This is a genomic window from Pseudoalteromonas sp. SG45-1, assembly GCF_014164135.1.
Classification (GTDB): Bacteria; Pseudomonadota; Gammaproteobacteria; order Enterobacterales; family Alteromonadaceae; genus Pseudoalteromonas; species Pseudoalteromonas distincta.
Genome location: NZ_JACJEP010000023.1, coordinates 48,167 through 59,776, shown reverse-complemented (window position 1 = coordinate 59,776; position 11,610 = coordinate 48,167). Strand labels below are relative to the sequence as shown.

The window sequence follows — 11,610 nt, the reverse complement described above, 5'->3', positions numbered from 1 at the left end:
ATCTTTGATCAATTTAACGAATTAAATTGCACTATAACGTCGTTAAAAATTTTTTATTTAGAACAACTAGATACAAAAATTTTTGCCTAGTTCTAGCGTAATTTTCTTAACGTTAAATAGACCCCATATATAAGCAGATTGGTATTAAAGGGATTTAAAATGAATAAAATTATTATTGGGTTTGCTTTTGCTATTTCATCATTTGGCGCATTTGCACAAAGTACTGATGATTGGCCAGAAGGCGGTGCAATGCACACGGGCAATACTTATAATTTAGAGGGCAATAGATACAAAACTAAAATCAGTAAAATGATGGATGAGATCTACCCGCAACTAACTGATGATTACCAAGTAGATGCAGTTAAAGCGCAAATAAAAGCATGGGAGCAGTATATAGATGCTACATGTAACGTTGTTGGCATAGCAACGGGTGCCGGTGGCTCTTGGCCCTCAACGTATAGTGTTAAATGCGAAAGAAGCCTAAGTTATGATAGATACTTTGCGACTAAAAACGCGCTGAAGTGCGTTAATAGATTAAGTAAGGAAGAGTTTGTAGGGCGTAGCGAAAAGTTAAATTGTTTAATTCAAACATTAAATATAAAAATATTTTAAGGTTTGCAGCAGCGCTACAGCTAAATTATACAGTTAGCTGTAGCATTTTAGGCTTTATAGCAACTCAATACTTACTGTTGCGCCTTTTTCGATATTGCCGCTTTGCGCTGGCACTACAATTAAACAGTTAGCTTTACTAAGCGACGAAAGTACACCCGAGCCCTGTTTATTAAACGGGGCAACTACCAAGTCACCTTGTTCGTTAATTGTTGCAGTACCGCGCTGAAAGTCAGCTCTGCCAGGGCGCTTTTTAATGACGGATGTAGTAACAGCGTTAAAGCGCATTTTAGGGTTTACGTCACCAAGACCCGACAGCTTTTGCAGTGCAGGCTCTACTAACTGATTAAACGTAACAGCAGCCGACACAGGGTTACCTGGCAAGCCAAAAAAGTAACTGTTACTTAATTTACCAAAGGCAAAAGGTTTGCCTGGTTTCATGGCTATTTTCCAAAAGTGGATACTGCCAATTTCGTTGAGCACTTCTTTGGTAAAGTCGGCTTCACCAACCGATACACCGCCTGAGCTTATTACGGCATCGGCAAGTTCGTTCGCTTTTAAAAATGCATTAGTGATGAGTTCTTTGTCATCAGGGATTATTCCTAAATCAAGCACGTCTATATTTTTTTGTTGCAGCGCACTAATAATAACAGCGCGGTTGCTTTCAAAAATAGCGCCTTGCTTAAGAGGCTGACCAGGTTCTATTAGCTCATCGCCTGTAGAAAGCACGGCTATTTTTAGGGTTCTTACCACATCTATATTCGCAATTCCTAACGATGCAAGTAATCCCACATCAACGGCTTTTAATTTATCGCCTGCTTTTAAAATAACGTCGTCTATAGCAATATCTTCGCCAGCAAAACGCACGTTTTCATTTAGCTCAGGTTGCGTAGTACACGTAATTTTATCGCCATCAACCGAGGCGTTTTCTTGCATTACAACGCCGTTAGCGCCAGGTGCAATGGCGGCGCCGGTCATTATTCTTACGCATTGCCCTGGGGTAAGTGTTCCTTCAAAAACTTGACCTGCAAACACGCTGCCTACTTGTGTGTAGGTTAAGCTTTTATCTGAAATACACAGCGCATAGCCATCCATTGCTGAGTTGTTATGAGCGGGTACGTTTATAGTTGACTTAACATCGCTTGCTAAAACGCGATCAACACTTTGCATTATAGAAATGGTTTCAACGTCTTTAACAGGCGTTATTGTGCCAAGTATATTTTGTATTGCAGTTTCAATTGGTAATAAACCGGGTGCATTGCAAACATCGTTCATATATATTGCTTACTTAAATCATTTTATTTTGAAACAATACTTATAATGTCAAAGCTTTACAATACATGGTTGGGTTATTTTTTGTGTGTGATATGCATGCTTTCGTGCAGCGTAAACGCAAAAGAAACGCTGCATGTAGCCGTAGCGAGTAATTTTAAAACTGTATTGGAAACCCTACTAAAAAAATCCCCATTACCTAATGTTGACGTGAAAATATCAGCCGCTTCTAGCGGTGTTTTATATTCGCAAATAGTGCATGGCGCGCCATTTGATGTGTTTTTATCGGCCGACGATTTTCGCCCGCAATCGCTTATTAAAGAAGGTTATGCCGAGCAAAGTAGTTTGATCACTTACGCGTTAGGCGAACTTGCTTTGTGGCAACCCAAAGCTGAAAAAGTAAATGATAAAGTAGCCATTGCTAATCCGCGTTTTTCACCATACGGACGTGCCTCAGAGCACTACGCGAATAACCATTTTAAAAAACCAATAAATTATGTGTACGGGAATAATATTACGCATGCGTTTCAGTTTGTGCAAAGTGGTAATGTAGGAGTAGGGCTGGTGGCTGTTTCATCCCTAAAGGCGGCTTACAGTAACACGCAAGATCAAAAATATTTAGATTACACCGTGCTGCCTACCAATCAATATCCCGATATAATTCAACAAGGCGTTATTATTAGCTCGACTAAAAAGCATGCTAGCGCTAAGCAACTTATGCAATTTTTAATGACGCAGGCTACGCAGCAGCAGTTAATTGAATTAGGTTACAGAATAAAGGATAACAATGCTTCAAAGTGATTTAACCGCGCTGTGGTTAACTATAAAACTTGCCTTTATAACCGCAGTACTCCTTCTTATCTTTTGTATTCCGCTGGCATACAAGCTCGCTGGCTATAACGGTAAATTTAAACCATTTTTAGAGGCATTAATTGCAATGCCTTTAGTGCTACCGCCTACGTTGTTAGGGTTTTATTTACTTGTTTTGTTTTCGCCTGATCACGCTTTTGGGCAGTTTTGGTTTTGGCTAACGGGTACGCAGCTTGCGTTTAGTTTTCAGGGCGTGGTTATTGGCTCGCTTTTTTATTCGCTGCCTTTTGTAATGCAGCCGCTTGTGGCTGGGTTTAAGCATATTAATCAAACCTATAACGAAGCTGCCATTGCGCTTGGATTAAGCCCATTTAAACGCTTTGTGCATTTAATTATTCCGCTTTTAAAACCCAGTATTGGTAGCGCATTTGCTTTAGGCTTTGCGCATACATTGGGTGAATTTGGTTTGGTATTAATGATTGGCGGTAATATTCAGGGGCAAACACAGGTGGTGTCTATTGCGCTTTATGACCATGTTGAATCGTTAAATTATACGGCGGCGCATCAGCTTTCACTTATTTTACTGGCTATTTCGTTTGCCTGTTTAGTGCTGTTATTTAAGTTTAATAAAAGCATTGTAGGGGTTAAGCAATAACATGATTAAGTTAAGCCTTTTTAAAGCACTCAATAATTTTGATTTAGATATAAACCTTGAGCTTGAGTCGTTTAATGTATTGGGTGTTTACGGTCCTTCAGGCTCCGGTAAGTCAACATTACTGCGTTGTATTAGTGGTTTAGAGCCTGCAAAAAGTGTTCATATTAATAATCAGCCAGTGCATGAGTTGCCAAGTGATAAACGCGGTATAACGCTTCAGTTGCAATCGTGCCCGTTGTTTCCTCATTTAGATGTGGCAGGTAATTTAGCGTTTACACAAAAACACTGCGAAAATAAGCAAACCAGCTTAACGCTTCAATACGTTGTTAAAACACTTGAATTACAAGATTTACTAAATCGTGATGTACAAAGCTTATCGGGTGGCGAGCGCCAGCGTGTAGTATTTGCGCGCACTTTGCTTGCCGGTCAAAAATTTATAATGCTTGATGAGCCTTTTAGTGCGCTTGATTGGTCATTGCGTTTTAAAACGCTCACTAAACTCAATGAGTTAGCCGTTAAGTTTAATATTAAATTTATAATAGTAAGTCACTCATTAAAAGAGCTGCTATTTTGCTGCGATACCCTTATTCAGCTTGATAAAGGTAAGGTGATAAACCAAGGTGCAAGTGCGCACGTTGCAAAGGCTATTTACGCAAACGACAGGCAAACACCGCTGAGCTTAATTAATTACGATGTGGTTAAATTTGATAAAGACTACGGGCTATATCAACTGCAATTACAGCAAAGTGAGCAACCGCTTTTTGTGCTTCCTGCACTTGTCGATAGTAGTAATAAGCTAATTATTGAAAGTGAGCAAATGTCGCTTAGTGCGTTAAAGCCTGAGCAAATAACGCACAGTAATGTTTTAAGGTCGGTATTAACTCAAGCTGAGCTTATTAATAATAAGTGGCAGTTAACGCTTAATGTTGACGGGCAAACTTTGTATTGCTTGGCTTCAAGACGAGTGTGGGACAAAAACGACTTTAAAGTGGGCGATGTGCTTTATACAACAATCAGTAATCTAGAATAACTAAATACTGCACATCGCACATTGGCTATTTTTAGCTATTTTAAAACGATTAAATTCCATACTTAAACCATCCACCAGCAATAAGTGTTTGTCTAAGCCACTTGGCAAACCAGCAAGCATTTTTAGCGCTTCAGTTGCCTGAATACTGCCTATTAGCCCCACAATAGGAGAGAGCACACCGGATTCAGAGCAGCTTTGTGTTTGTTCACTAAAAAATTGCGATAAACAACCATAACAATGGCTGTTTTCATCCATAGTAAAACACGCGACTTGTCCTTCCATACGTATTGCAGAGCCTGACACTAGCGGAACTTTAGCTTTAAAACAGGCGCTATTAAGTGCATTACGCGTTGCTAGGTTATCTGAGCAATCAATCACTATATCAATGTTATTAAATAGCTGTTCTGTAGAGGTATTTACATCAAAAAATGCCTCAATGGTGTTTATATCTATTTCACTATTAAGTGCGTTAAGCTGTTTTTTTGCAACACTGCATTTTGAGCTACCAATGTCGCTTTCTTTATACAGTATTTGCCTTTGCAGGTTGGTCACGTCTATTTCATCGTTATCAACTAAGGTAAGCGTGCCAACGCCAGATGCCGCTAAGTATTGACTTACCGCACATCCAAGCCCACCCACACCAATAATTAAAGCATGCGATTGCCATAGTTTCTCTTGTCCGTCTATATCAAGCTGCGGCAGCATAATATGCCGAGAATAGCGTAGTTGCTGTTGGTACGTTAACGGTGCTTTTTGCATTTTTAAATATCTCATACTTTTTTTGAACAATACCAATTTGTTAAATCCTAGAGCAAGTAGTAACGCTTTTTATTTGCACTGTAACAGCCCTTACCCCCTCACTCATATAGTGCAACTATAACGCATTAAAATAATAAATACATATAACTAGCTGAAATATATGGTTTTTAATTAGTGGCTCAGTAATTGCTGTGTTTGGTTAACTAAAATTTAACAAAGTTTGAGCTACTACTCATATAAAAGAGTGGGGCATTTATAAAACAATAATACGTTTACGAGGAAATAAACATGCAACCGAGTTCTGGATTTAACTTAATATCCTTTAAAGGAAAAATGAAAGTATTACATCTGAGTTGGATGGTCTTTTTTGTGTCATTTTTTGTATGGTTTAACCATGCTCCTTTATTAGGTGCAATTGCGGGCTCGCTTGGTATTACCATGGCACAAGTTAAAACATTACTAATTTTAAATGTAGCGTTAACTATTCCTGCCCGTGTTGTGGTGGGTATGCTGACCGATAAATTTGGTCCCCGGATTGTTTATGCCGCGCTACTTATTACCTGTAGTATTCCGTGTTTTATGTTTGCTATGGCAACCACATTTGAACAAGCCGCTATAGCGCGTTTTGCGCTAGGCTTTATTGGTGCTGGCTTTGTTGTGGGCATTCGTATGGTGAGTGAATGGTTTCCTGCTAACGAGCTGGGCATTGCAGAAGGTATTTATGGCGGCTGGGGTAACTTTGGTTCAGCAGCAGCGGCTATGTTATTGCCAATTATTGCACTTATGTTTGGTGGCGAAGATGGTTGGCGTTACGCTGTAGGTTTAACGGGTGTATTAAGCGTTATATTTGGTATTATTTGGTACTTAAATGTAACCGATACACCAAAAGGCGGTACATACTTTAAGCCTAAAAAAGTAGGCGCAATGGAAGTAACCAGTAAAGGCGACTTTGTATTACTTCTTATTATGAAAATCCCTATGTATGGTGCACTAGCATTACTTACTTGGAAGCTTTCACCAACCGGTGCTAACCTAATTTCGGCTAACTTTGTACTTGCCGTGTATGCTTTTTTAGTTCTGCTTTATATTTACGAAGTGTATAAAACCTTTGACGTAAATGGTCATATTTTTAAAGAGCCTGTACCTGAGTCGCATCGTTATGAGTTTAAGCAAGTGGCTGTTTTAAATATTTTATATTTTACAACTTTTGGTTCTGAGCTTGCGGTTGTATCTATGTTACCGCTATTTTTTATGGATGTGTTTGCGCTTGATATGGTGTACGCGGGTATTTTAGCCTCAGCTTATGCATTTATGAATTTAGCATCTCGGCCAGGTGGCGGTTGGATTTCAGATAAATTAGGTCGTCGTATAACACTTATTGTACTTACGACAGGTCTTGCTGTTGGTTATTTTGTAATGGGCTTGGTTGATGCATCTTGGCCTTTATGGCTTGCAGTTGTTGCGGCTATGGCGTGTTCGTTCTTTGTGCAAGCTGGTGAAGGCGCTGTATTTGCCGCAGTACCGCTAATTAAGCGTCGTTTAACTGGGCAAATAGCTGGAATGACAGGTGCTTACGGTAATGTAGGTGCAGTAGTGTACTTAACGGCATTGTCACTTGTTGATTATCAAACTTTCTTTTTCATTATTGCGGGTAGTGCATTACTTGGTCTAGCTGCACTGTTTTTTATGAGAGAACCAGATGGCCATATTACCGAAGTAAATGAAGACGGCACCGTTGAACTTATTTCAGTGACTTAAGGCATTATTGACTATGTTTGATGAAACACTCCACGCTAAATCGCTAAAAAATGAACTCAACGTTTCATTTGGCGGGCACAGTGCTAAAGGGTTAAAAGCAGAAAACCAAGATGCGTTTGCAGCTCTCAATACCAAAGCGCAAGAAAAAGAGTCTAAAGGCGTTATTGCCTGCTTAGCCGATGGGTGTTCATCAGCAAAAAATGCTAAACAAGCGTCTCAACTTTCGGTTACTCATTTTATAAATGAGTATTTAAATACCCCCGAAAGTTGGGCGGTTAAAAAGTCAGTGTCGAAGGTGTTAGCAAGTTTAAATCAGTGGCTTTATTCGCAATCGGTTAATTACAATCACTTAGGTCAGCGTCAAGCCGATTGGATGACGACTTTTACAGCACTTATTTTAAAGTCGGCAACGGGTTATATATTCCACTTAGGTGATACGCGTATTACTCGCTTGCGAGGAAATAAAATAGAGGCAATAACACGGGATCACAAAGTAAACGATACGCTAACGCGTGCTCTTGGCGCGCAACTTCATCAAGAAATAGATGTATACGAGGTTGACCTAAAAGCAGACGATATTTATATATTAACCTGCGATGGCGTACACGATGTGCTCCCAAGTAGTGATATAGCTAAATTAATTAACGAGTGCACTAATTTAGAAAATGCAGCTAAAGCAATTACCGAACTTGCATTAGCACGAGACAGTGACGACAACGTAAGTTGTTTACTGGTAAAAGTAGAAAATATTGCTGAGCAAAAACTAGATGAGCTTTATCATTCGCTAACTCGTCGCAAAATTCCACCTGCGCTTAATGTTGGGCAAAAAATTGATGACTACACGGTTATTCGTAAATTGCATGCCAGTAGTCGCTCGCATATTTATTTAGTGCAACAAGCGCCCGATATACCGCCAGTGGTTTTAAAAGCACCTTCGGTTAATTTTGAAGACGATGTGCACTACCTTCAAGGCTTTATAAGAGAAGGCTGGGTAGGGCAACGCATAAACCATTTAAACGTGATGAAAGTGCTAAGTACGCAATCGCAGAGTCGTTTTTTGTATCATATTTGTGAGTACATGGACGGGCAAACACTCAGTGATTGGAAGCACGACGTGCCGCACCCAGAAATAACCCAAGTACGCAGTATTATTGAACAAATAGTACATGCACTAAGGGCGTTTCAGCGACTCGATATGGTACATCGTGATTTAAAACTCGATAATGTAATGATAGATGCGCACGGTAAAGTAACGCTAATAGATTACGGCACAGTAAGTGTTGCGGCTATGGACGAGTCGGTTAAACAAATTGCGGATGATTGCCCGCAAGGCACTGCCGACTACACCGCACCCGAAACACTTATTACTATGCACGCCGATTTTAAAAGTGATTTGTTTTCACTTGGCGTGATTGCATATGAGTTATTGTGCTCAAAATTGCCTTATAAACCACTGCCACTTAACCACGTAGCGCCAAAAGATTACAGCCATTGGCATTACACAAGTATTCGTAAATACAGAGCCGATATTCCGTTTTGGTTAGATCAAGCCCTTATGAAGGCGCTTGTCCCTAAACCTGAGCTCAGATACCAAGCTTTTTCTGAGTTTATAAACGATATCAACAAACCTAATCCTTATTTAGAAAGTACCGCTAATAAAAGTTCAATAATGAAACGCGATCCAGTTATGGTGTGGAAATGTATTTCGCTGTGTTTATTTATTGCTTTGGTATGTGTATTAATAATTAAAACTTAGAGAACCAAAATGCTTAATTACAAGAACAACTTACCTATTATTTTTATACTGGGTTGCTTCACTGCGCCTTTAATAAGCCAAGCTGCGCAAACTGATCTTGATTTTAGACTGCGTTTTGAAAGCGTTGATCAAGAAAATGCTCTAAAAGATGCAAGCGGCTTAACACTTAGAACCCGCTTAACGCATCAAACAGACGAGGTGAATGGTTTTTCAGCACTTATTGAAGTAGAAGACACTCGCAGCCTATTGGGCGTAGATGATTACAACAATACAGTGGGGAAAAACACTAATTATTCTGTTATTGCAGACCCAGAAAACACCGAGATAGACCAAGGTTTTGTTAAATATGCCCGCGATGGTCTATCGCTAAAAGTAGGGCGCCAAATAATAGCTCTTGATGGGCAGCGTTTTGTTGGGCACGTAGGTTGGCGCCAAGACAGACAAACCTTTGATGCCGCGACCATTAATTACGCATTTAATAACATAGATTTACAGTACAGTTATTTAAATAAGCGTAACCGCATATTTGCTGACGATAAAGACATTAAATCGTCCGATCATTTAATTAATGCAAGCTTTAAAACAGACTACGGTAAAGTGGTTTTATACAGTTACTTATTAAGTGACGATGCACTACAAGACGACAGTTTAGATACTTATGGCGTTTCTTTTAACGGTAATAAAACCCTAAACGACATAAAATTTTATTACAAAGCGGAGTATGCAACGCAGTCTGCTTCAACAAGCGTGAGTGATTTTGATGCCGATTACTATGCACTTGAAGGCGCTGTCGATTTAAATGGGTTGGGCATAAAAACAGTAACATTAAAAGTTGGCATAGAGTCACTTGGCTCTGATAATGGCGATTACGGGTTTGCAACACCGCTTGCCACGTTACATAAATTTAATGGTTGGACAGATACGTTTTTAAATACACCCACACAAGGTTTGGACGACACTTACATAAGCTTAAACGGTAAAGCGTTTGACGGAAAATGGCTGGTGGCTTATCACAGTTTTGATGCTAATGAGCAATCAAATGGGGTTGACGATTTAGGCAGTGAACTAAACGTACAATACGTTAAACCTATTAATAAACAATACGCAGTAGGTGTTAAGTATGCTGATTACTCAGCGGGCGATACTGCTGCTAATAAAGTCGATACTCAAAAATTGTGGGTATGGATGAGCGCTAAATTTTAACCCTCTCTATCTTCTAATATTCACTTGTAATTTATAGCGACACACGATGGTGCAATTGCACCATCTTGTGGGACTTTATGCTTTTTACCTCTGCACCAATGTAGGCAACTTGCTGATTTTAAATGCTTATATATTTGGCTTACATATTGCTATAACAAACCTATAACAAATTATTCGATTTCAATTTTAGTCAATTACTAAAATAGGTATCACTTTAAGGTGGGTGAATGTTAAGCAAGCAGCGTGTTGTAGTGGTAGGAAACGGAATGGTCGGGCACCATTTTGTGCAGCAGCTAGTTTCTCAAAATCAAGCTGATGAGCAATTTGAAATTACGGTACTTAGCGGTGAAGACCGTTTAGCGTATGACCGTGTACAACTATCCTCTTTTTTTAAAGGCAAAACCGCAGACGACCTCGCACTTACATGTAATAAAACCTATGACGATTGGCAAGTACGCTTTCATACTCATTCTAAAGTGGTTGATATAAATCGTGATACGCAAACTGTAACGACCGCTAAAGGGGAATTGTTTGAATACGACAAACTTGTGCTTGCTACAGGTTCATTCCCATTTGTACCGCCTATACCGGGTAAAGATCGCGAGCATTGCCTTGTTTATCGCACCATTAACGATTTACACGCAATAAAAAATTCAGCCCACGGCAGCAAAGTAGGCGTGGTAATTGGTGGCGGTTTACTGGGGCTTGAAGCTGCAAACGCATTAAAGCAATTGGGTTTACAGACTCACGTAATAGAATTTGCACCGCAACTTATGGGTGTACAAGTTGATGCTGGTGGCGGTCGGTTACTAAAAAACAAAATTACGGATTTGGGCGTTACTGTACATACAGCGGTAGCAACTGAGGAAATAGTAGAAGGCGAAAGTTGCCGTTATAAAATGTGTTTTAAAGGTGGCAAAACCCTTGAAACAGACATGATTGTATTTTCGGCGGGTATTCGCCCTTATGATAATTTAGCCCGCGAGTTTAATTTAGAGTTAGGCGAGCGCGGCGGTATTGTAATTAATAACCACTGCCAAACGAGTGATAAAAACATATACGCTATTGGTGAATGTGCACTGTGGAATAATTTTATTTTTGGCTTAGTGGCACCCGGTTACGCCATGGCTAAAATAGCAGTTGGGCATATTTTACAAGATACGCAGCAAGGTACTTTGCAAAGTACTGGCTTAGACAATAAAGCCGATGAATTTAATGGTGCCGATATGAGCACCAAGCTTAAATTAATGGGTGTTGAAGTAGGCTCTATTGGCGATGCACATGCACGCAGCGAAGGCACAATAAGCTATTACTTTGAAGACCAAGCCAATGGTATTTATAAAAAAATAGTCACTAACTCACAAAGTAATAAGCTGATTGGCGCGGTACTTGTTGGCGATACCAGCGATTACGACAATTTGCTGCAATATCATTTAAACGACATTCAACTTACCACCGCTCCCGAAGCGCTCATTATGCCCCTTGCCGGCGACATAGCAGAGCTAAGCGCCGATGACTTGCCTGATGACGCCATTATTTGCGCGTGTCATAAAGTAACTAAACACACCATTGAACAAACAGTCGCTAAAGGCTGCATAGATTTGGCAAGTGTGCAGCAAAGCACCAAAGCCAGTACAGGCTGTGGAGGGTGTGAAAAGCTCGTTCAAAATGTAATAAACAGCGCGCTCGCTAAGGCAAGTAACACTATTAACGTAGTTACCCTTAATGAGCCTGTAAAACAGCCTGCATAAATTAAAG

At 39.9% G+C, this 11,610-nt stretch carries 10 protein-coding genes; 8 read left to right on the top strand and 2 right to left on the bottom strand.

The annotated features are described in order from the left end of the window. The first annotated feature begins 159 nt into the window (after positions 1-159). Entirely contained in the window at positions 160-612 is a 453-nt protein-coding gene (locus tag H5117_RS16535; protein WP_024599117.1) for a hypothetical protein, read from the top strand. Positions 613-666: 54 nt separating this feature from the next. Here H5117_RS16535 and glp read toward each other — a convergent pair whose 3' ends face one another. Next, positions 667-1,884, bottom strand: a complete 1,218-nt coding sequence (gene glp, locus H5117_RS16530) for a gephyrin-like molybdotransferase Glp (RefSeq protein ID WP_182738684.1) — start codon at positions 1,882-1,884, stop codon at positions 667-669. 96 nt (positions 1,885-1,980) lie between these two features. Here glp and modA point away from each other — a divergent pair, with 96 nt between their 5' ends. From modA to H5117_RS16515, 3 genes are read left to right on the top strand one after another with little or no spacing between them, the layout of a single operon-like run. Then, positions 1,981-2,682 carry a molybdate ABC transporter substrate-binding protein gene (modA, locus tag H5117_RS16525; protein WP_024606456.1) on the top strand — a complete coding sequence of 234 codons (702 nt, stop codon included), beginning with the start codon at positions 1,981-1,983 and terminating at the stop codon, positions 2,680-2,682. Next, positions 2,669-3,346 (top strand): molybdate ABC transporter permease subunit, encoded by a 678-nt coding sequence (gene modB, locus H5117_RS16520; RefSeq protein ID WP_007375247.1) that lies wholly within the window; start codon positions 2,669-2,671, stop codon positions 3,344-3,346. Before modA ends, modB begins: the two co-directional genes overlap by 14 nt. Before the next feature lies 1 nt (position 3,347). Continuing rightward, complete coding sequence (locus H5117_RS16515; protein WP_182737594.1) at positions 3,348-4,376, top strand: ATP-binding cassette domain-containing protein; 1,029 nt, start codon at positions 3,348-3,350, stop codon at positions 4,374-4,376. On the opposite strand, the gene moeB is transcribed toward H5117_RS16515, so the two are convergent. Continuing rightward, positions 4,377-5,135 (bottom strand): molybdopterin-synthase adenylyltransferase MoeB, encoded by a 759-nt coding sequence (gene moeB, locus H5117_RS16510; RefSeq protein WP_182738683.1) that lies wholly within the window; start codon positions 5,133-5,135, stop codon positions 4,377-4,379. A 288-nt stretch (positions 5,136-5,423) separates the two neighbouring features. Here moeB and H5117_RS16505 point away from each other — a divergent pair, with 288 nt between their 5' ends. The 4 genes from H5117_RS16505 (at position 5,424) to H5117_RS16490 (ending at position 11,603) form a co-directional block, all read left to right on the top strand. Continuing rightward, positions 5,424-6,893 carry a NarK family nitrate/nitrite MFS transporter gene (locus H5117_RS16505; protein WP_024595623.1) on the top strand — a complete coding sequence of 490 codons (1,470 nt, stop codon included), beginning with the start codon at positions 5,424-5,426 and terminating at the stop codon, positions 6,891-6,893. Between the two features lie 13 nt (positions 6,894-6,906). After that, complete coding sequence (locus tag H5117_RS16500; RefSeq protein WP_182738682.1) at positions 6,907-8,649, top strand: bifunctional protein-serine/threonine kinase/phosphatase; 1,743 nt, start codon at positions 6,907-6,909, stop codon at positions 8,647-8,649. Positions 8,650-8,658: 9 nt separating this feature from the next. After that, complete coding sequence (locus H5117_RS16495) at positions 8,659-9,852, top strand: alginate export family protein (protein ID WP_182738681.1); 1,194 nt, start codon at positions 8,659-8,661, stop codon at positions 9,850-9,852. Between the two features lie 227 nt (positions 9,853-10,079). Beyond that, positions 10,080-11,603 (top strand): FAD-dependent oxidoreductase, encoded by a 1,524-nt coding sequence (locus H5117_RS16490; protein WP_182738680.1) that lies wholly within the window; start codon positions 10,080-10,082, stop codon positions 11,601-11,603. The last annotated feature ends 7 nt before the right edge of the window (positions 11,604-11,610 follow it).

What these genes read in the sequence shown, in the direction of transcription:
- H5117_RS16535 (WP_024599117.1), top strand. Translation starts at nt 160, where the DNA reads ATGAATAAAATTATTATTGGGTTTGCTTTTGCTATTTCATCATTTGGC.
- glp (WP_182738684.1), bottom strand. Translation starts at nt 1,884, where the DNA reads ATGAACGATGTTTGCAATGCACCCGGTTTATTACCAATTGAAACTGCA.
- modA (WP_024606456.1), top strand. Translation starts at nt 1,981, where the DNA reads ATGCTTTCGTGCAGCGTAAACGCAAAAGAAACGCTGCATGTAGCCGTA.
- modB (WP_007375247.1), top strand. Translation starts at nt 2,669, where the DNA reads ATGCTTCAAAGTGATTTAACCGCGCTGTGGTTAACTATAAAACTTGCC.
- H5117_RS16515 (WP_182737594.1), top strand. Translation starts at nt 3,348, where the DNA reads ATGATTAAGTTAAGCCTTTTTAAAGCACTCAATAATTTTGATTTAGAT.
- moeB (WP_182738683.1), bottom strand. Translation starts at nt 5,135, where the DNA reads ATGCAAAAAGCACCGTTAACGTACCAACAGCAACTACGCTATTCTCGG.
- H5117_RS16505 (WP_024595623.1), top strand. Translation starts at nt 5,424, where the DNA reads ATGCAACCGAGTTCTGGATTTAACTTAATATCCTTTAAAGGAAAAATG.
- H5117_RS16500 (WP_182738682.1), top strand. Translation starts at nt 6,907, where the DNA reads ATGTTTGATGAAACACTCCACGCTAAATCGCTAAAAAATGAACTCAAC.
- H5117_RS16495 (WP_182738681.1), top strand. Translation starts at nt 8,659, where the DNA reads ATGCTTAATTACAAGAACAACTTACCTATTATTTTTATACTGGGTTGC.
- H5117_RS16490 (WP_182738680.1), top strand. Translation starts at nt 10,080, where the DNA reads ATGTTAAGCAAGCAGCGTGTTGTAGTGGTAGGAAACGGAATGGTCGGG.